We start from the raw sequence: 19294 nt of genomic DNA, 5'->3' as shown, positions 1-19294 counted from the left end.
TCCAGACAGCCATGCGAGTCCTGTGCGTATTTGGAACCCGACCTGAGGCCATCAAGATGGCCCCCGTCGTCAAGGCCCTGAGAGAAGCGTCCGAGGTTGAGGGGCTGGTCTGTGTTACGGCCCAGCACCGTCAAATGCTGGACCAGGTTCTCAATCTGTTTGAAATCACCCCAGACGTTGACTTGGACATCATGCGGCCGAATCAGGATCTCGCACACATCACAACCGCAGTGCTGGAAGGTGTCGGCAGCGTACTCGACAATTTAAAACCAGATCGAGTTTTGGTTCACGGCGATACCACGACCACGTTTGCCGCGGCGCTTGCGGCCTATTACCGGCAAATTCCTGTGGGTCATGTGGAGGCAGGATTAAGGACCGGCGACATCTACGCGCCGTTTCCTGAAGAAATCAACCGCCGCTTGGCAGACGTCATCACCGATATGCATTTCGCCCCAACCGAAGGAGCGCGGGACAATTTGCTGCGGGAAGGTGCGCCTGCCGAAAATATCTTTGTTACTGGCAACACCGTAATCGATTCGCTGCTTCACATTACCAGCAAGTTGGAAAGCGACAAAAAGAGTCGAACCGACCTTGATGCTGAGTTTCCTTTCTTAGATTCAGAGCGACGGCTTATCCTGGTCACCGGTCACCGCCGCGAAAATTTTGGGGATGGGTTCGAGAATATTTGCCACGCTCTTACAGCCCTTGGCGACCGAGAGGACGTTCAAGTCGTCTACCCGGTTCATTTAAATCCCAACGTCCGCGAACCGGTCATGCGAATTTTAGGCGGCCACGATAATGTCCATTTGACTGAGCCCGCTGAATATCTGCCCTTTGTTCGGTTGATGCAGCGGAGCCACCTTGTCATCACTGATTCCGGGGGAATACAGGAAGAGGCGCCATCGCTTGGTAAACCTGTACTAGTCATGCGGACTGTAACCGAACGCCCTGAGGCCGTGGAAGCGGGTACGGTCAAATTGGTTGGAACCAACACAGATAAGATTGTTTCAGAATGCACGCGCTTGTTGGATGACAACGCGGCCTATGAAACAATGAGTCGGGCACACAACCCCTATGGTGACGGGAACGCCGCCAACCGAATTGTCGAGGAGATCATCGGTGCCGCGAAAGTTTAAAGATATTTGCGTGATTGGTCTGGGCTATGTAGGGCTGCCCACCGCCGCCGTTATGGCAAGCCGCGGATTTAACGTTACCGGCGTTGATGTCAACCCAGATACGGTCTCCCTGATCAACCAAGGCAAAATCCATATCTTCGAGCCGAACTTAGAAACGATGGTTCATGATGTGGTTGAAGCCGGGATGCTTTCAGCCACCACTGAACCCGTATCAGCGGACGCCTTTATCGTCGCCGTGCCCACACCTTTTACCGATGGCAACAAACCTGATCTAAAATATATCGAGGCCGCAACCAAGAGTTTGGCACCTATTCTCAAGAAGGGTGATTTGGTAATCATTGAATCTACCTCACCGGTCGGGGCGACGGAACAAGTCAGCCAATGGCTTGCTGGTCTTCGATCCGATTTGAGCTTCCCTCACGATGCGGGCGAAGATGCCGAAGTGCAGGTTTCACACAGTCCCGAACGGGTCTTGCCTGGCCGCGTGCTGATTGAGTTAGCTCGCAATGATCGGGTCATTGGCGGCATCACCCGCCATTGCGCCGACAGAACCGCAGAACTTTATCGCACCATCACCGACGGGGTCTGTCATGTCACCACGGCGCGGACGGCAGAATTGGTCAAGCTGATGGAGAATGCCTACCGCGATGTCAATATTGCCTTCGCCAATGAGATGTCCCTGGTCAGCGACCGCCTCGACATCAATGTCTGGGAAGCCATCGACATGGCCAATCACCATCCGAGGGTTAACATCCTAAAACCGGGGCCAGGTGTCGGTGGGCATTGCATTGCTGTTGATCCTTGGTTCATCGTTGATGGCGCCCCCGAAGACACCGCTTTGATCCAGGCTGCGCGGGGCGTAAATGATTCAAAACCAGGACACGTTGTCGGCCAAATCCTTGACGCTGCCAAACATCACGACGCACCAACGATTGCCTGCCTCGGTCTCGCCTACAAAGCCAATATCGATGACCTTCGGGAAAGTCCCGCAATAGAAATCGTGCGCCTTCTGGCCGAGGCCAAAGTGGGCGATATTCTTGTGGTTGAACCGAATGTCAAAACCTTGCCGGAAGAACTCGCAGGAGGAGAACGAACATCCCTCGTCAGCCTGAACGACGCTTTGAACAATTCTGATATTGTCGTCCTGCTGGTCGACCACAGCCCATTCTTGGCCGTCAACCGGGCGCGATTGGAAGACAAAACCGTATTCGACACACGTGGCATTTGGCGGTGACTTATGAACAATGAAAAAGACGAATTTGATCTTGGAATAGATGATACGGATGATGGTTTCGACGACCTGCTCACGGATGTCAAAGACACGACCCCAGAGGTCACGTCACTGCTGTGGGAACTGCGGCAAATGGTGGAAGCCAGTGATGCTGCATCGCTGAAGGCATTTTTTGACTCAGTAGGACCAGATCAAAGCTCGCGCATGGCGGCCTTGATACAAGCCTGCCCCGTTGAGACTTTAGCCGAAGTCGCCCAAGCCATGAACAAGGACGTCGGCAAGAAACTTGCTGAAATCGCAGGGCAAGACTACGACCTAACATATCCAGATGCCTTGGCTCTGGTGTCTGATTTCAGAATCTTCCGGAGCACATCTAAGGCCATTCATGGAGATGAAGAAAAGGCTGCGGCTCTGCTTGGCAACGCACAGTCTCAACCGGAAGAAGATACCGACCTACCTGCGTTCGACTCGCTTAAAGATCTCAGCGAATCTGATCTACAGAAAATTCTAAAAATGGTCGGACATGACGCCTTGATCGTTGCATTTGCAGAAGGTGCTGACGCGGTATGCGATGCCTTTACCGCCGCCATGAACAAGCGCGCCGCGAACATGCTTTTAGAAGATATTGACGATGCCAAGAATATCGACCCCGGCCTGATCGAAGATGCACGCCGAACAATAAGAGAAGCCGCCAAGAGTCTTTCAGTCATGGAAGAAATTGACTTGAGCTAATTTTTCCAGATTGTATCCGGGTCGAGAGGATAGATTGGCCTCGGCAAACCATCAAAATTATAATTCTCAAAAATTGGCGAGACCAATCCTGGGGCGTCGACCTCAATGACTTGTTCATGGGGAAAGAACTCATCAAACCCGGCCCGGAAATGCCCTCGGGATTTAACGACCACCGCACGCGCTTTGCCAATATCGAGGCCGAACATCTCAAAGAATATGGGGTCCGCGCACTGCTTTCGAACACTACCAACGACGATCTTGATGCCGCCAATTTGCAGAAGCGCACAGGCGCCCAAATCAAGCGAGCGGCCGGCCCAAATGCCCCGGCGTCCAACGCATGTGCCGTCGTGCAGAGCGAGTACTTTTGCCGAAACTTCAAAACGTTTTGAAAATTCGCTTTCCGTTCTAGCGTTGAAGATTGCCTGAAATTCGCTCCCCTCACCTACGGTCTTCGCCGCTACAGCGAGTGCGGGATCATTAAACACGCCCATCAACACACCTTCAGCCCTAGCATTTACCAATGCCTCAATGATCCACGTTGTATTGCCGCTGCCGCCACCGCCCGGATTATCGGCAACATCAGCGAGGATAACCGCAGGACCCGTCTTCATCGCGGCAGCAACCGCATCATCTATGGATGTCAGATGCGCACGAAAACGATCGCGGTCTGACCACGCTCGCGCTGCGAGGTCAGCGGCAAGTTCACGGGCAGGTTCAACATCATCCCTGGCAGTCACAACAACAGCGATGCCATTTTGGGGGGTGTTGCTGTAGACAAAACCAGGGACCACAGAAACATTAGCAATTTTCTCTGTCACTTGAGACTGACCATAATTTACCAAATCTGCGTAGGGCCCCAGCGCGGTCAGGAGCGATACCGTTGGCGCAACTAAAGGCAACCGAATGAAGGTGGTCTGGGGACTCATACCTGCGAACATTTCCGACATCAGCCGCGCCGACTCTGCCGCCCGCTCATACTGATCCACATGCGGGTTGGTAATGTAAGAGACCAGCACATCTGTATTCTCAACCATGCGCTCGGAAACATTGGCGTGCAGGTCCAGGGTCGCAATGAAAGGAACATCAGGCCCAACGACGCCCCTGATCATTTGAAACAAATCACCGTCTGGGTCCGGTGCCTTGGTCGAGGTCATGGCCCCATGCGCGCACATGTAGACGCCATCAAGTGGCAGTGCGGCTTCCAGGCGCTGTTTCATTTCCGCCATGGTTCGAAGAAAGAAATCATGATCTACCGGGCCACCGGGTTCGGCAGCCGTGATGACGGTCGGCACCAATTCGCAGTCTTCGCCAAGGCGGTCCATTTCGTCTTGAAATCCAGAGACTTCTGCAGGCAAGCTGGGGTGCGGTCGCCTAAGGTCTTCTATAACCTCGTCCCCGACCATGTAACACAGTCGCCTGTAATCGGCCTCCATCGTCGGCGGCGAAAACGAATTGCTTTCCAGAATCATGCCCAATAGGGCGATACGTTTTTTACTCATTTGCGTTTGGATTAAGGATCTTCGCTTTTTCCCGATTAAATTCCTCTTCGGTCAAAGCCCCTGAATCGAGGAGTTCCTTAAGTCGTGCAAGCTTATCGAGATCACCCTCATCCGTGGGCTCATCCGGCAGAGGCTCACTTTGGGGACCTTCCGCTGCGAGTTCCAGCGCCGGTGGGGTGCCCCCACCAAACAGCCGCCCCAACCAAGAAAAGACTGTTTTGATGGCTGACCAAATCTTCGGCAGGACCCAAATCACAAACAAGATGAAAAAGATCAGAAGAGCCAGGAACAACCAAGGATGATGTAAGGCAGCCCACAAACCACCAAATACAGCAACGTCTTCGGAAATGGATGCCGCCCAATTGGTGAACGGTTCAGGCGACGAATTTATGACGATCCGGCTTCCGGCCTTGGTCGCGTGAGATGCTGCCGCCAAACCACCGCCCATAAATGCTGCTGACACTTCCATGACCGGACCAATGTCACCAACCGCCCCATATGCCATCAGTGCGCCTGCGGGAATTCGGACGAAGGTATGAATGGTATCCCAAGTGGTATCGACGCCGGGGATTTTATCGGCAAAGAATTCGACTACGTACATGAGAGCCGCCATGCCGATAACAATTGGGTTTTCAAGAACCTCCAATCCTGGCGGCAGTTCGGCTCCGCCCGTGGCGGCGCTCAACCCGAGCATCACCATTGCGGCGTATAAGTTGATTCCGCTGGCCCACGAAGCCCCCATGGTCAGCGCGATGATGCTGGCGATATCCGCGTAATTATCCAAGTGACTGTCTCTCTTTTTGTTTCGTCAAAAAATTGAATTTGTCAGTTTATACCAAGGGTCCCATGGCGGATAGCGATAACGTAAACACCGATCAAGGTCGCCGCGATGAAAACCGGCGAAGGTGTCCAACGCCAGGCGATCATTGGCGAAGGCACACCTGTTACCCGCGACATAAACAGGGTGGTTGCAGAAAATGGCGAAATCAAGGTCGCCAATCCCCAGCATCCAAGATAAGTCAGACCTACGACCCAATCCTCAAGCCCGAGCACTTCGGGGGGCAAAACAGCACTAACGAATATGACCACAACGACAGGATGCAGGCCAATTAACCCACATACCATAAACCCAATAATCATCGCGATGATCTTTATATCCGCATTCGGAATTAAATCATTAACGACGGTGCCAACGCTTTCCGCCGGGATTGCACTCGCGACCCCCACGCCTAAAACATTCGCGCCTACAAACACAAGCGCCTCGCTCCGCAATGTTGGCAGCCAGCCCATGACTTTATGAGCCAATTGTTTGGCCCTGGGAATTCGGTTCCTGGGACCGGTCCCCATTGCCGCCGCCCACGCCAAGGCAAAAGGTGGACCGACGATCCCGAGTGCTACCGGGATGGTCACGCCAACGCCTTCGACAAGGAGCAGCACCAATCCAGCTAAAAGCCCCAAAATGGTCACCACCCGAACAAGGTCATCACGGGCAAGCGGTACGGGATTGATGACATCTCTGGAGTCTGATTTACGCCGCACGATTAGACGGTCATACGCCCAACCGCTGAGGATAATGATCACCGCCAATCCCATGCCGAGCGGCCCCACATCGCGCCATGCCAACGTCGGCAGGGCGACCAAAACAACCACCATCCCAACATAAAACGGCGACCAGCAGGAGGCACTGGTAAACCCTTGCATCAAGGCCACCGTCAATCGACGTTGCAGCCGCGGGTCTTTTTGCCCTTCGACCATGGACGAAAGCAAACTCAGTCCGGCCAAATTAAGCACCGAGCCTAAGCCGTGAACACCGAATGAAAGATACAGGTACCTGCGACCCGGCGGTTGACTGACAATGGTTGTCCGGGCGGCGCGAAGGGATGGGCTCTCCCCTGCCGGGTGTTGCAGCCAAGAGACCGCGAAAAATAACAACAGAAACGTTTTTGATCTGGCGACTCCATCAATTAAGACCGCTTCCCACTGACCTGAAATCGCCGCCCCGGCAACGCCCAAACTTATCAAAACAAAGCCCGTCGCCAGTTGCGCCCGCGAAATAGAGGGAATTTCCAGAATGATGAACAACACAATCAACGCCGCTACGGCAGGCTTTAACACCGCCACGTCAACGAAAGCCCCTAATAGAGTTATGATGGCGACGGACAGGTAAATCCAAGCAGATACCGGAATTCGGGTTCGGGTCGCAAGAGACGGATCACTTGATTTCTGATTAGGCAATGGACGTAACTCAGCTTAAGAAATTTTTTTGTCGATAACGAACGGGAACCGAACTGCCTATTCAGAATCCTCCGATTAGCCGGAAAAAGACAGGGATATTTTTCGCAACATCTCGCTCACGGAGAATTGACTAGAGTTAATTAGGATAGGTTTGATCGCCACTGTTACATTACATGCTTCTAATGTGAGGAGCTTTGGATTGGTTTTTCACAAATTATAAATCTAAGGGAGCAACCGCTTATGTTAAACCGCGCTGTAATTACATCTTTGGCCGCATTTGCTATTTTTGCATCAGCAATGTTGGCAACGCCGGCAATTGCCGCAATGAAGGATAAAGTTCACCGTGTCGTACTTCACGTGGATGACAACGATGCCAAACGCATGAACATGGTTCTGAACAACGCCTCTAACGTCGATGCGTACTACAAGAAAAAAGGCGAAGAGGTTCAAATTGAGATCGTTACCTATGGCCCCGGGCTAATCATGCTTCACGCTAAGAAGTCCCCCGTTAAAAAGCGTATCAAGAGTTTTGGTGAGAATTTCGACAACATCTCATTCCGGTCATGTGGTAATACGCACCGGAAAATGAGCAAGAAAGCCGGCAAGACGGTAAAACTATTGCCACAGGCAAAGATGGTGCCCTCTGGTGTTATTCACCTGATCCAACGCCAAGAAGAAGGCTGGGCTTACGTTCGTCCGTAACGCTTTTTGTGTCTTACGAAAAAGCAGCGGCTTGAATAATCAGACTGCTGCTTTTTTATTTAAAAATCCAAATCGTCCTGGATCGCTTCGATTCCCTTTAGCGCACATTCATCGTCGGCCTTTCCGCCAGGTGCTCCTGAGACGCCGATGGCACCAACCAACTGGCCACCCGCTCTTATCATAATGCCGCCTCCCAGCATCAAGGCCCCAGATACGTGCCGCACCCCAGAGGGTTCTTTGCCCGCCTGAGAATTTTCCGCCATGTCCGTTGTATTGGTCCTAAAACTAAGCGCCGTCCATGCTTTGCGCCGTGCCGTCTCCGGGGTGTGCGGGCCGGCAAACCGATCCCGAATCATAACCTGCATATTGCCCCCCCGGTCAACAACCGCGACGGCCGCTTGGTAACCCGCCTTGCGGCATGCTGCTAACGAAGCTTGAGCCAACACCAACGCAGTTTCCGGCGTGAGCGACTTCATCTGGAATGTCGGACTAGGAGCATCTTTGGCAGCAAGCGGCGTTATTGAAATCGAAGCAAAAAGCGCCGCGGCCACTAAGGTGTGAACGCGATTAAACATGTGGCAGTTCCTTATTTCAGAGCATTACTTTGGAGTTCGTTTTTTTCATCTTTAAATCCTGCTTTCTTCAAAATCTGCGTCAACAGCGGCCAGAAGAAGTTATCACCCGGATGTCCGATAATACGACCAACCTCCTGGCCTTGCTCAACCACCACAAATGTTGGGGTAAAAGCGGCCGCACGAAGATGCTTGAGATCGGCTGGCGATTCATTGGCAATTTCAACCCGGCGAAGCGGTGCAAATTTTCCTTCCGGTGTTTTCGCATAGATCACGCCGATATTCTCATGCCACTGTTCGCACCATTCACAGCCTTCCGTCTCAAACAAAACCAACTCGGCAGCTGCAACGACCCGACCCGCCCCTGAGACCAGCAAAAATAGTGCCAGCGCAGATAGGACAAGTTTAACTTTGAATATGGACAAAGGCATCATTTAAATTACAATTCTCTAATATTTAAGGTTGCTCGAATTATAAAGTCATATTATTGCTAAAAAAGCCAGTGGATAGACCCACTGGACAGGCCCAGTGGATAAACCCAGTGGATAAACTGAGGAAAGCAAAGTCATGGAAGAGCTACCGATCGGCATCGTTGTCGCCTCTTTAGGATTTGGGTTAGGAATAATCTTCGGTGCCACGGCCCAGCGCACAAATTTTTGCACCATGGGCGCATTATCCGACATCGTCTTCATGGGCAATTGGGATCGGTTCCGTGCGTGGCTGCTGGCCATTGCGGTCGCAATTCTTTGCAGTCAGATGCTTCACCTGACCGAAACTGTTGACCTCAACAAAGCGATTTACCTGACAACCAATTTAGGATGGGGTGGCGCGGTCTTGGGTGGCCTATTGTTTGGCTTCGGTATGACCATGGCCAGCGGATGCGGCAACAAAACACTCGTTCGGCTGGGTGCTGGAAATATGAAATCGTTGGTCGTCTTCATGTTCATGGGCATTTTCGCCTACATGACCTTGCGCGGCTTTATTGGTCCGGCGCGGGTTGAACTTGAAGGCGCGACCGTAATTGACCTGAAAGCCAGCGGGTATTCATCGCAGGGTATGCCTGAACTTTTTGCCTCGATCATCGGTGTCTCTGAAAATGCCATGCGGTGGGTTCTTTCCATCGGCGTTGCTGGCGGATTGGTAATATTTTGCTTCAAAGATAAAGAGTTTCGATCTCAACCATTGCACATTGCAGCAGGCGTTATCATCGGATTTCTGGTCCCGGCGGCTTGGTACTTGACTGGCGTCATTGGCAACGATGATTTTGACCCAACGCCACTGGCCTCATTTTCCTTCATCGCACCAACAGGTGACAGCATTCAGTACTTAATGACCTTCACCGGTGCGACCATCAACTTTGGCATCGCCACGGTTGGCGGGGTTATCGTTGGCGCGTTCCTCATGGCCAAGGCGCGGGGACAATTTAAGATCGAATCGTTCACGACAACTGATGACTTCGTTCGCCACCTGATCGGTGCTGCAATGATGGGGATCGGTGGGGTAATGGCTTTGGGGTGCACTATTGGCCAGGGAATTACCGGAATCTCGACCTTGGCCATCGGCTCCTTAATTGCAATCTTATCGATTATATTTGGCGCCGTTTGGGGTCTCAAGTATGTGGAAGAAGACAGCGTTGTCGGGGCCCTAAAGGAAATTTTCTCGCCCAGCTGAGGTAACTGTTAAGCGCCCTTATCGGCTTTAAGTTTCTTCATACGATCTCGTGACCACCGGGGAAATAGAATTTTCCGTTGTGGCCCCCGGTCAATGACATATTCAACCGCGCGCTTATAAAACTTCGGCTTTAGATATCCGGGAATACGAAATACTTCTTTGCCAGACTCATCAAAAAAGGCGGTCGTCGGCGTAAAATTAACCGCCATCTTTTCGGCAAAGGCGCGTTCGTCTATCACGGCACCGCCCATGTCGGTGACTTCACTGCTGCCATACATGTTGATTTGTAAAACGTCAAAATTTGTGGTGATCAGTTTAACCAAGGGCTTGTTATTAAAATTGACCTCGTGAAGTTTCTTGCAGCTGCCACACCCAGGTTGTTCAAAGATAACAACCAGGCCTATTTTCTTGCTCCCCAGCGCCTCCTTTAAATCTTCCTTCAAATCCAGGAAAGAAATGTTCTTTATCCACGGCTGATAATGGATGCCGTCGTCGCGCTTTTTGACCTCCCCAGCCTGTACGGGTGATACCAAAATTCCGAGAAATACGGCGACGAAAAAAATACGACAAACGTGTTTAAAATTTTTCATTTCAATACAATTTCCCAATCCAACTAACAATTAGCAACAACGGCGATACTAAGTATACTCGACTTCACCCCCTCAGGGTAAATAGTAAAGGATCATTTTCAAGGATTTTTATTTCACTCTAAAGATGGAACACATACAAATATTATACAGTATTAATTTGCACAAATAACGGCTTATAAATCAATTTATTTTTAACTTTATGTGAAATGATTATTAATCACAAATAGAAAATGTTATTTAGTTTATTTTAGAATTCTCTAATAAACTGGTATAATTTTGCGATATACGCTAAATTATTCCGAATTTATTATTTTAACACTTTGATATTGCAATATATTTTAAAAATATAATATTTTTCGTAATTTAACCAAAAACCCTATATTGACATTATAATTCGATTCCGGTCACAATCATGTTACTAATAACTAGAATAATAAAATTGCGAACTTTGTAATTAAATTTTGACACGAAACCGGCCTTGCGGATTTTTTACTGAGGCGGGAATGGGCTCAATTTCAAAAGACTGAATCCAGACCGTGTAGGGTCTCAGAAAAATACTGTAAGAATGGAAAATACGGGAAGGCAAAGGAATGTTATCAAATGAGAATCCTTAAACCAGTCGCCTTTAAAACAGGCGCTAAACTAGCCGGTGCGCTTTTAGTTGTCGGAATGGCCTTTGGGGCCGCTTCGGGAGTTGATGCCGCAGGCCATAAAATGAAGTCCGGCATTAATCCGGCAAAAATGAAAGTCGATGATGGGTTACCCAAGTCCTTGACTGGTAAACCTGGCAACGCAAAAAAGGGCGAAAAAACAGCAGCTCACCGTAAAAAGGGGAATTGTTTGGCCTGCCACGCGTTACCAATTAAAGGTCAGGCAGACCCTGGAGATATCGGCCCAGACCTAGCCGGAATCGGTAGTCGCATGTCGGCCGCCGAAATGCGGTTGCGGATCGTTGATCCCAAGGCAGTTAATCCTGACACCATCATGCCGTCATTCTACAAGTCGGTCGGCTTCCACCGAGTACAAAAGAAGTGGAAGGGTAAAACCGTCATTGGCGCGCAGGATGTCGAGGACATCATCGCTTATCTATTAACGCTTAAGGAATAGTTGGGCTCATCAAACTTTGGATATTGCCCAACTAACCTTATGGAGAAATAAAACCATGACAAAAACGATCAGTGCTCAACGTGAGCATTCACTAAACCGCCGGGATGCTTTAAGGCTCCTGGGTTTCGGTACTGTGGCTGCGGCAGGGGGGGCTTTTGCTCCAACACCTGCGGCTGCAACACCGGATTCGGCTGCTGCTCATATGCAAAAACTCAGCGGTACGTCGAACTTTAAATCTGGCAAGATATCGATAAAACTGCCAGAAATTGCGGAAAATGGCGCGACTGTTCCTTTAACGGTCACCGTAGACAGCCCAATGTCGTCCAGCAGCTATGTTAAGACAATTCACATAGCGGCAGACGCCAATCCAAACCCGGAAGTGATAACTTTTAATCTGAGCCCCGCAATGGGCAAGGCAGAAGTTTCCACTCGGTTACGTCTTGCAAAAACGCAGAACGTTATTGCCGTCGCTGTAATGAACGATGGCTCTGTCTACAAGTCAGCTAAGCAAGTCAAAGTCACCATTGGCGGCTGCGGCGGCTGACACTACGTATAAGGAGTTACTTAAGATGGCTAGAAAACCTCGCGTTAAAGTCCCTAAGTCTGCAAAGAAAGGGGACGTGATCCAGATCAAAACGTTGGCACCTCATAAGATGGAGACCGGCCAGCGGAAAAATAAAAAAACAGGTAAAAAAATCCCACGTCTGATCATTAACAAGATCACCGTTACCTTTAATGGTAAGGAAGTTGTTAGTGCCGACCTGCATCCGGCAATTGCTGCGAACCCCTATTTCGCATTCAATTATAAGGTTGTCGAAAGCGGTACGTTCAAGTTCATGTGGACGGACGATAAGGGCAAAACCGTAACCGTAGAAAAATCTTTAAAAGCCGGTTGACCCAAATTGGGAGGCATTAGGAGAAAACAGATGAGACATAGTTTAACAGTCACGTTCATGGCGTTATTCGGTTTCGGTTTAGTCCTCACGGGCTGTATCGCCACCGGAGACAAAGCGGGCATGGAAAAGATGACGGAAGCCGACAAAAGAGCGGCAGACCCTCGGAACGTAAACTTTCGGGTCGGAGATAAGGCGAGTGGTTACGTCTACATGACGAAGCAAACTCGTGACATGCAAGACGATGATTTTTCAAATCCAGCATTCACCTGGGTCGACCTTGGTGAGGATATGTGGAACAAAAAACAAGGGACGACAGGCAACTCGTGCGCTTCGTGCCACGGCGACGAATCATCTATGAAGGGCGTTGCCAACAATTACCCAAAATATGATCCCAATCGCAAAAAGATGATTTCGCTTCAGGTCAAAGTTAATGATGAACTGACGAAACGGATGGGTGCTAAAAAGTGGAAATGGGAATCCACCAACATGCTGGGAATGGCTGCTTTTATTAAGTCGCAGTCCCGTGGTATGCCTGTTGCCGTAAAGATTGACGGGGTGAACAAGCCCTTCTTCGAAAAAGGCAAGAAGTTCTTTAACCAGCGCCGTGGATTGCTGGATATGGCTTGCAAACACTGCCACGTCGATAACGCCGGTAATATGGCGCGCTCGAACGTGCTCAGTGAAGCGCAGGTAAATGGCTTCCCGACCTATCGCTTTAAATGGCAAAAACCTGGATCTCTTCATCGCCGCTTCATCGGGTGTAACAAGAATATCCGGGCGAAGCCTTACAAGCGTGGTTCGGACGAATACACCAACCTTGAACTGTACATGGCTTGGCGGTCTAACGGCCTCAAGTGGGAAACTCCCGCAGTTCGTAACTAAGAGCTAATTTATGGCGGCAGCGATTTTAAAGCTGCCGCCATTTTTTTATCTTTTTTTAGCCTCAATCACAGGTCAATTTTAATCCATGCTGACACGTAGAGATTTCTTACAAGTATCTTCCGCAACTGCAGCTTTGCTGGGCGGCGGGTCGTTGGCCACGGCGGCCTCAAAAAATACCCTTACCCAAGAAAAAATTCTTGAGTTTGACTCGGTCGGTCAAGTCACGTTGCTTAACTTCACTGACTGCCACGCGCAGTTGATGCCGCTGTATTTTCGTGAGCCCTCTATTAACATAGGTGTTGGTGGTGTGGCTGGCTTGCCGCCACATATTACCGGCAAACAGATGCTGGATCATTTCGGGCTTAAAGCAGGATCACCTGAAGCTTACGCTTTCTCCAGCCATGACTTCGCCACCCTCGGCCGTGAATATGGCCGGATCGGCGGCATGGCCCAAATGGCGACCCTGGTTAACGCTGTCCGCGCCGAACGCGACGGAAAAACCCTGCTAGTTGACTGTGGCGACACCTGGCAGGGGTCCTATACATCTCTTCAAACCCGCGGCGAAGACATGGTCGAAGTCATGAACGAGATGGGCGTTGACGTTATGACCGGTCACTGGGAATTTACCTACGGCACCAAAAGGGTTAAAGAACTTATCGAAAAGCTTAAGTTTCCCTTCCTCGCCGGAAACGTTATCGATACAGAATGGGAAGAACCTGTCTTCGAACCAATCAAATATTTTGAGCGCGGCGGCGTGAAGATCGGCGTGATTGGACAGGCTTTTCCCTATACGCCAATTGCCAACCCCCGCCACCTTATGCCCAATTGGTCATTTGGAATCCGCGAAGATTTTGTTCGTAAAAGCGTAAAAAAGGTTAAAGCCGCAGGCGCTGATCTTGTGGTGCTGATGAGTCACAACGGTTTCGATGTCGACCGAAAGCTCGCTTCGCGCATACCCGGAATCGACGTTATCTTGACGGGCCACACCCACGATGCGGTGCCGTCAGCCATTCAGGTAAAAGATACGTTGCTAATTGCCACAGGGTCTCACGGTAAGTTCCTGGGTCGTCTGGACTTAGAAGTTAAGAATAAAAAGGTCACCAACTATCGCTTCAAACTGATGCCCGTATTTTCTGATGCTATTAGACCTGACCCTAAAATTGCAGCAGTGATTAAAAAAGTTCGGGCACCCTACGAGAAAACCATTTCCAAAGTATTGGGAAAAACCGAAAGCCTTCTGTACCGCCGGGGTAATTTCGCCGGCACTTTTGATGATCTGATTTGCCAGGCCATCATAGAAGAACGTGACACTCAAATCGCCCTGTCGCCTGGGTTTAGATGGGGTGCGACCTTACTACCGGGCCAGGATATTCGGGCTGAGGAAGTCTATTCACAAACGGCCATCACCTACCCTTCCTGCTATCGTCAAGAAATGACCGGCCAACAGCTCAAAGAAATTCTTGAAGACGTCGGCGACAACCTGTTCAACCCTGATCCTTATTATCAACAAGGCGGTGACATGGTCCGTGTCGGTGGCATGGGCTACAAGTTTGAAATCAATCAAAAAATTGGATCACGAATTTCTGATATGACTCTTCTGTCCTCCGGTGAGAATATAGAAGCGACGAAAAAATACGTCGTTGGCGGTTGGGCGTCGGTTAATCCCGCCGTACAAGGCCCGCCAATTTATGATGTCGTTAGTCAATATGTCTCCCGTAAAAAGGTGGTGAAGCTACCACCAAACAGGGCAATTAAGATCGTCGGCGGCTAAAAAGGGCTAAATTTTTGCTTACGGAAATCACTTATTTTGGGGCGCTCGTTGCTGGGATTTTAAGCTTTGCGTCTCCCTGCGTGTTGCCGTTGATACCTGCCTATATTAGTTTCCTTGGCGGCGCCTCAATGGACCAACTGACGGCCGAAGATGGCGTCGATAAGGCCACAGCCCGACGCATCTTTTATGCGGCTCTCGCCTTCGTCCTTGGCTTCTCCACAGTATTTATAAGTTTAGGCGCAACAGCGACGGCGGTCAGTGGTGTGCTGGCTCGAAACTCTATCCTTCTGGGGCAGATTGCAGGCGTCGTTATTGTGATCTTTGGCCTTCATTTCATGGGCGTCTTCCGCATCAGTTTCTTAAATTTTGAGAAGCGTTTTAACATCCAAAACAAGCCTGCTGGGGTGGTGGGGTCCTACATCCTGGGACTTGCCTTCGCGTTTGGCTGGACGCCATGTGTGGGGCCGATCCTGGCTTCTGTTCTGATGGTCGCAGCGTCCGGGGACTCAGTTTTATACGGCACATCTTTACTAGCGGTTTATGCCGCCGGGTTGGGGATTCCGTTCTTGATTGCAGCACTCGCGGTAAAACCCTTCATGAACTTCATGAAACGCTTCCGCCAACACATGCATAAAGTTGAAATTGCCGTCGGCAGCTTATTGGTCGTCACCGGCGTCGTCATCTTTACCGGCGACATTAACCAAGTTGCCAACTGGTTGCTGGAAACCTTCCCGGTCTTTTCAGACTTCGGTTAATCGAACTCTAATTTATCGGACCACAAGGCCTTATTGATATCGACCCCTTGCTCGCGCAGCTTGTCGCCTTCGCCAATCAGCCACCGTTGGAAGTTGGGTTCTTTGTCATAGCCCTTGGTCGAAACGTATCTGAACAACATGTAAAAATGGAACGGCTTGAAATACCCAGGCACGCGCACAAGCTCAGCATCGTTTCCCGCCTTCGCACCAATTTTTTTCACGTCATCTGGGAAAAATTGGATCGTTGGTGTAAAGCGCACGCCCCATTTTTGCGCCAAATCTTTTTCCTTTAAGACTTTGCCATCAAAGTCAGTAACTTCCCGATCCCCCCATAAATTTAACTGCACGACAGTAAATTTACTTTTGATCAGATTAACGATCTTGGGAATACGGAAATTCACCTCATGGGTTCGTTTGCAATAGGGACAGCCCCGTTGCTCCCAGATAATGACGTAATTCTTTTTAGCTGCCGCGGCCTCTTCAACGTCTTCTTTAAGATTCAGAAAACTTTCCAGAAACCAAGGCTGCTTATGCAACCCGTCCTCGCCCACAACAACTGGAGCCTTGTCCTTTTCCGAAGCCTGCGTGCTGACAGAAACCGATAAAAAGAATACCGGCACCATAACCAACATAAAGAATTTAATCATTTTCATATCTGAAGCCTCTGACCTTATTTGTCTTTAAATACTAGAATAATTCTACATAAGTTTGATGGAAATGTCAGCGCCCAAGCGGTCACATTTGCGTCAAGAGAATAGATCCCTAAATTGACTCTCGCCCCACGCGAGTGTCTTCTTGCCCAGGTCATTTGACCGCTCATCGATTGAGTTAGTTTCCGGTGCAAATTCCCACTGCTTGGTAACTTGACTAAATTGGTAATACGACTTTGAGACGATGGCCAATTTAGCATCAGGATCGACCATTGAATAACACACAGACTCAGGCGTAACCCACGTCGCCGACTTCCCCTTGGCTCGGGCAGCAATGACTTTGGCAACGTGAACCCCTTCCCCGCGTGCCACGCTGGCACTTTTGGAAAACGGCATCGGGCGGCTATCGCCCGCTACATAAGTATGTTCGTCGCCAATAATATTGTAGTTGAACGGGTCTATGTGAGCTTCCATCTGAGCACTTTTCGGATCAGACAGACCAAAATCCTCGATCATTCGCGCTGCCCGAACCCGCGGGTAGATCGCCCCATCCGCGAACTTGATGTCATCAAATTCCGTATGAATTGTCTTCGCCTCAGGATCAATACGCTGAATGGGCGAGGACGGCATATATTCCAGATGATCTTTATATAACTCGTTAAATGCCGCGAGGAAGCCGGCGGAATTAACGCCAGGTACATTTCTCGAATCAATCAGCAGCACTTTCGCCGACAGTTTCCGTCGCTTGAACGTCGCCGCCAAGATACAGGCGCGTTCGTAAACTGACGCTGTACAACGGAAAATTCCCGGCGGTGCCGTGAGAATAAAAATTCCCTTTTCAAATTCCTCAACCTTGCGCTTCAAGGTGATATGTTCTGAGCCCGACACGAACCCGGCCGGATACTGAGTTTTTAACATTTGAACTGCCGCAGGGTCCTTAACACCCATTGAGGCGTAGTTGTAATCGATCCCCGGTGCCAACGCGATGTAATCGTAATCGATATAACCTTGGTCGGTAAAAGCGCGATGTTTCTCTCTGTCCAGATCAACGAGAGACGCATTTAAATACGCATAGTCGCCTGCTTTTGCCGCATCTAGAAAGCTATGGGTTAGGGTGTCCAAATTGACTACACCACCAAGCCAAAGGTTGCTCAAAGGATGTGAAATAAAAGTCGACCGCCGCTCTATCAGAATTACATCAAAATCAACACTTTGACGTCTTAGACTTTGCGCTATGCTGAGCCCAGCCCAGCCGCCGCCGACAACAACGACTCTAGGCTTTTTCGTTTTAGGTAAATCTGCGGGACGCGAAATTGGACCAGAAGGCTTCGCACTGGCGGCACCTGCATTGCTCGCGACCAAAGAGCCTGCAACACTTCCCGCTGTTAGTTTCCCAAAACCCCGCCGGGAAATTTTCTTCATGATTGCGTCCTGTAAATTCTCTTAAGCCGTTAAGGCTGCCTTCTCGACAGCGAGAGGCTCATCCTGCAATTTACACTGTGCAATGAAATCGACAAAATTTTCAGCCCATCGGTTGGAACCAAGGTCTCGTTGGTGCGCGAAACACGCAGTGAGATTATGAATGATCAACCCATCATGCGCACCATCTATGCCATGACCGCGCTTCACCTTATAGGCAAACCGTTGATCACTCGATAATCCGTCGAGAGATGCATAATGGAATTCATGGGCAGGGAAATCTTGATCTTGCTCACGCGGTGTAGACCAAAGCCCATCGCCAGTTTCTTGCAGTTGGACATAGCCCCGTCCAATCGGTCGATCATGCATAACGCCATCGCCAGGAATTATGCCCACCATATCAAATTTATCGCCTTGCCAACTCAGGCTCTGGGACAAATAAAGCAAGCCGCCGCATTCAACGTAAGCGGGCATGCCGCTCTCAATGGCCGTGCGAATGTCATGCTTTAATGTGGTGTTCTCCGACAGAGTTTGCATGTGAACTTCTGGGAACCCACCACCGATGAACAGCCCATCAACATCGGGCAAGCGCCGATCATGAAGGGCATCGAAGGGCACGAGTTCCGCCCCTGCCCTTGTTAGCGCTTCTAGGTCGTCCTGATAGTAAAAACCAAATGCTGGGTCTCGAGCAATGGCAATGCGAACACTTGGAGTCGTAACAACGTTCGGTATAATTTTCCCAGCCGTCAATGCTGGCTTCGCTTTTCCCGACAAGGCCCGAACTGCATCGATATCAACTTCAGACTCAATTATCCGCGCGGTCCGAACAATATGCGAATCAGCAGCCGGTAATTCGTTTGCCGGAATTAACCCTAAATGGCGTTCGACAATTTTCATTTCCGGGCGGCGACCAATCGCGCCAACGACTTTTAAGTCCGTATAATGCTCAATAGCCGCACGCATTTTTGTTTCATGCCGGGCACCGCCAACTTTGTTGAGAATGACACCAGCGATTTTAATATCCGATTCAAATGACTGATAGCCTTGCAGCAGTGGCGCCACACCCCGTGTCATGCCATAGGTATCAACGACCAAAACAATCGGCACACCAAGCAATCGAGCCAAGGCCGAATTACTATCCGAGCCTTCAGGATCAAGACCGTCAAACAGGCCTTTATTTCCCTCTATAAATACAGCATCAGCGGGCTCACTAAACTGGGTGAAGGCGGTGACGATTTCCTGATGGCTCATGGTATAGAAATCAAGATTTCGGCACGGCTTTCGCGCCGCCTGACTGAGCCATATCGGATCAATATAGTCGGGCCCTTTTTTAAAAGGCTGGACCGCAACGCCCCTTTGCCGCAACGCCGCGCATAGACCCATGGTTACCGTGGTTTTACCGGATGATTTAAGCGCCGCTGAAATGAGCAAACTGTTTGCCGTCAT

Annotated in this window: 20 protein-coding genes; 11 read left to right on the top strand and 9 right to left on the bottom strand. The window is 50.1% G+C overall.

From position 1 onward, the window contains the following. Nucleotides 1-20: 20 nt before the first annotated feature. From wecB to HOM51_18080, 3 genes are read left to right on the top strand one after another with little or no spacing between them, the layout of a single operon-like run. A complete protein-coding gene (gene wecB / locus HOM51_18090; protein ID MBT5036428.1) occupies nucleotides 21-1136 on the top strand; it encodes a UDP-N-acetylglucosamine 2-epimerase (non-hydrolyzing) in 1116 nt (371 codons plus the stop codon). Continuing rightward, nucleotides 1075-2370 carry a UDP-N-acetyl-D-mannosamine dehydrogenase gene (wecC, locus tag HOM51_18085; protein ID MBT5036427.1) on the top strand — a complete coding sequence of 432 codons (1296 nt, stop codon included), beginning with the start codon at nucleotides 1075-1077 and terminating at the stop codon, nucleotides 2368-2370. Before wecB ends, wecC begins: the two co-directional genes overlap by 62 nt. Before the next feature lie 3 nt (nucleotides 2371-2373). Beyond that, nucleotides 2374-3099, top strand: coding sequence for a hypothetical protein (locus HOM51_18080; protein MBT5036426.1), 726 nt, complete (start codon nucleotides 2374-2376; stop codon nucleotides 3097-3099). Here the strand turns inward: HOM51_18080 and HOM51_18075 are convergent. From HOM51_18075 to HOM51_18065, 3 genes are all read right to left on the bottom strand, one after another. Continuing rightward, the gene (locus tag HOM51_18075; GenBank protein ID MBT5036425.1) at nucleotides 3096-4598 is read right to left on the bottom strand and encodes a M81 family metallopeptidase; all 1503 of its coding nucleotides are present in this window, start codon (nucleotides 4596-4598) and stop codon (nucleotides 3096-3098) included. The two genes, HOM51_18080 and HOM51_18075, sit on opposite strands and share 4 nt — an antisense overlap. Next, on the bottom strand, nucleotides 4591-5340 hold the full coding sequence (locus HOM51_18070; protein ID MBT5036424.1) for a DUF4126 family protein: 750 nt from the start codon (nucleotides 5338-5340) through the stop codon (nucleotides 4591-4593). Before HOM51_18070 ends, HOM51_18075 begins: the two co-directional genes overlap by 8 nt. An 83-nt stretch (nucleotides 5341-5423) precedes the next feature. Continuing rightward, a complete protein-coding gene (locus HOM51_18065; protein MBT5036423.1) occupies nucleotides 5424-6833 on the bottom strand; it encodes a hypothetical protein in 1410 nt (469 codons plus the stop codon). 240 nt (nucleotides 6834-7073) lie between these two features. On the opposite strand from HOM51_18065, the gene HOM51_18060 reads away from it, so the two are divergent. Next, nucleotides 7074-7535, top strand: coding sequence for a hypothetical protein (locus tag HOM51_18060; GenBank protein ID MBT5036422.1), 462 nt, complete (start codon nucleotides 7074-7076; stop codon nucleotides 7533-7535). Nucleotides 7536-7594: 59 nt separating this feature from the next. Here HOM51_18060 and HOM51_18055 read toward each other — a convergent pair whose 3' ends face one another. Together HOM51_18055 and HOM51_18050 are read right to left on the bottom strand one after the other, a co-directional pair. Then, nucleotides 7595-8110: a heme-binding protein gene (locus HOM51_18055; GenBank protein MBT5036421.1), complete on the bottom strand. Its 516-nt coding sequence runs from the start codon at nucleotides 8108-8110 to the stop codon at nucleotides 7595-7597. Nucleotides 8111-8121: 11 nt separating this feature from the next. After that, on the bottom strand, nucleotides 8122-8496 hold the full coding sequence (locus HOM51_18050) for a hypothetical protein (GenBank protein MBT5036420.1): 375 nt from the start codon (nucleotides 8494-8496) through the stop codon (nucleotides 8122-8124). A gap of 178 nt (nucleotides 8497-8674) precedes the next feature. On the opposite strand from HOM51_18050, the gene HOM51_18045 reads away from it, so the two are divergent. Continuing rightward, a complete protein-coding gene (locus HOM51_18045) occupies nucleotides 8675-9778 on the top strand; it encodes a YeeE/YedE family protein (protein MBT5036419.1) in 1104 nt (367 codons plus the stop codon). A gap of 8 nt (nucleotides 9779-9786) precedes the next feature. On the opposite strand, the gene HOM51_18040 is transcribed toward HOM51_18045, so the two are convergent. Beyond that, on the bottom strand, nucleotides 9787-10368 hold the full coding sequence (locus HOM51_18040) for a thioredoxin fold domain-containing protein (GenBank protein ID MBT5036418.1): 582 nt from the start codon (nucleotides 10366-10368) through the stop codon (nucleotides 9787-9789). A gap of 600 nt (nucleotides 10369-10968) precedes the next feature. Between HOM51_18040 and soxX the strand changes: the two genes are divergently transcribed. The 6 genes from soxX to HOM51_18010 all read left to right on the top strand — a co-directional run bounded on the left by soxX (nucleotide 10969) and on the right by HOM51_18010 (nucleotide 15779). Next, nucleotides 10969-11475, top strand: a complete 507-nt coding sequence (soxX, locus tag HOM51_18035; protein ID MBT5036417.1) for a sulfur oxidation c-type cytochrome SoxX — start codon at nucleotides 10969-10971, stop codon at nucleotides 11473-11475. 55 nt (nucleotides 11476-11530) lie between these two features. Further along, entirely contained in the window at nucleotides 11531-12019 is a 489-nt protein-coding gene (gene soxY, locus HOM51_18030; GenBank protein MBT5036416.1) for a thiosulfate oxidation carrier protein SoxY, read from the top strand. Between the two features lie 25 nt (nucleotides 12020-12044). Then, nucleotides 12045-12371 (top strand): thiosulfate oxidation carrier complex protein SoxZ, encoded by a 327-nt coding sequence (gene soxZ / locus HOM51_18025; protein MBT5036415.1) that lies wholly within the window; start codon nucleotides 12045-12047, stop codon nucleotides 12369-12371. A 30-nt stretch (nucleotides 12372-12401) separates the two neighbouring features. Beyond that, on the top strand, nucleotides 12402-13253 hold the full coding sequence (soxA, locus tag HOM51_18020) for a sulfur oxidation c-type cytochrome SoxA (protein MBT5036414.1): 852 nt from the start codon (nucleotides 12402-12404) through the stop codon (nucleotides 13251-13253). 85 nt (nucleotides 13254-13338) lie between these two features. Further along, nucleotides 13339-15024, top strand: coding sequence for a thiosulfohydrolase SoxB (gene soxB, locus HOM51_18015; protein MBT5036413.1), 1686 nt, complete (start codon nucleotides 13339-13341; stop codon nucleotides 15022-15024). 14 nt (nucleotides 15025-15038) lie between these two features. Next, nucleotides 15039-15779 (top strand): cytochrome c biogenesis protein CcdA, encoded by a 741-nt coding sequence (locus tag HOM51_18010; GenBank protein ID MBT5036412.1) that lies wholly within the window; start codon nucleotides 15039-15041, stop codon nucleotides 15777-15779. Here HOM51_18010 and HOM51_18005 read toward each other — a convergent pair. The 3 genes from HOM51_18005 to HOM51_17995 all read right to left on the bottom strand — a co-directional run bounded on the left by HOM51_18005 (nucleotide 15776) and on the right by HOM51_17995 (nucleotide 19294). Continuing rightward, a complete protein-coding gene (locus HOM51_18005) occupies nucleotides 15776-16402 on the bottom strand; it encodes a thioredoxin fold domain-containing protein (protein ID MBT5036411.1) in 627 nt (208 codons plus the stop codon). The genes HOM51_18010 and HOM51_18005 overlap by 4 nt on opposite strands. A 123-nt stretch (nucleotides 16403-16525) precedes the next feature. Continuing rightward, nucleotides 16526-17851 (bottom strand): FAD-dependent oxidoreductase, encoded by a 1326-nt coding sequence (locus tag HOM51_18000; GenBank protein ID MBT5036410.1) that lies wholly within the window; start codon nucleotides 17849-17851, stop codon nucleotides 16526-16528. Between the two features lie 21 nt (nucleotides 17852-17872). Then, on the bottom strand, nucleotides 17873-19294 hold the full coding sequence (locus HOM51_17995) for a cobyrinate a,c-diamide synthase (protein ID MBT5036409.1): 1422 nt from the start codon (nucleotides 19292-19294) through the stop codon (nucleotides 17873-17875).

Source organism: Rhodospirillaceae bacterium (genome assembly GCA_018660465.1).
GTDB lineage: Bacteria > Pseudomonadota > Alphaproteobacteria > Rhodospirillales > JABJKH01 > JABJKH01.
Note: the sequence above shows the minus strand (reverse complement) of the source record. Positions and strands in the feature narration are given on the sequence as shown.

Coding starts and splice junctions, on each gene's coding strand:
- wecC (MBT5036427.1), top strand. CDS start 1,075: ATGGTGACGGGAACGCCGCCAACCGAATTGTCGAGGAGATCATCGGTG.
- HOM51_18080 (MBT5036426.1), top strand. CDS start 2,374: ATGAACAATGAAAAAGACGAATTTGATCTTGGAATAGATGATACGGAT.
- HOM51_18075 (MBT5036425.1), bottom strand. CDS start 4,598: ATGAGTAAAAAACGTATCGCCCTATTGGGCATGATTCTGGAAAGCAAT.
- HOM51_18070 (MBT5036424.1), bottom strand. CDS start 5,340: ATGGGGGCTTCGTGGGCCAGCGGAATCAACTTATACGCCGCAATGGTG.
- HOM51_18060 (MBT5036422.1), top strand. CDS start 7,074: ATGTTAAACCGCGCTGTAATTACATCTTTGGCCGCATTTGCTATTTTT.
- HOM51_18055 (MBT5036421.1), bottom strand. CDS start 8,110: ATGTTTAATCGCGTTCACACCTTAGTGGCCGCGGCGCTTTTTGCTTCG.
- HOM51_18045 (MBT5036419.1), top strand. CDS start 8,675: ATGGAAGAGCTACCGATCGGCATCGTTGTCGCCTCTTTAGGATTTGGG.
- HOM51_18040 (MBT5036418.1), bottom strand. CDS start 10,368: ATGAAAAATTTTAAACACGTTTGTCGTATTTTTTTCGTCGCCGTATTT.
- soxX (MBT5036417.1), top strand. CDS start 10,969: ATGAGAATCCTTAAACCAGTCGCCTTTAAAACAGGCGCTAAACTAGCC.
- soxY (MBT5036416.1), top strand. CDS start 11,531: ATGACAAAAACGATCAGTGCTCAACGTGAGCATTCACTAAACCGCCGG.
- soxZ (MBT5036415.1), top strand. CDS start 12,045: ATGGCTAGAAAACCTCGCGTTAAAGTCCCTAAGTCTGCAAAGAAAGGG.
- soxA (MBT5036414.1), top strand. CDS start 12,402: ATGAGACATAGTTTAACAGTCACGTTCATGGCGTTATTCGGTTTCGGT.
- soxB (MBT5036413.1), top strand. CDS start 13,339: ATGCTGACACGTAGAGATTTCTTACAAGTATCTTCCGCAACTGCAGCT.
- HOM51_18005 (MBT5036411.1), bottom strand. CDS start 16,402: ATGGTGCCGGTATTCTTTTTATCGGTTTCTGTCAGCACGCAGGCTTCG.
- HOM51_18000 (MBT5036410.1), bottom strand. CDS start 17,851: ATGAAGAAAATTTCCCGGCGGGGTTTTGGGAAACTAACAGCGGGAAGT.
- HOM51_17995 (MBT5036409.1), bottom strand. CDS start 19,294: ATGACGGCAAACAGTTTGCTCATTTCAGCGGCGCTTAAATCATCCGGT.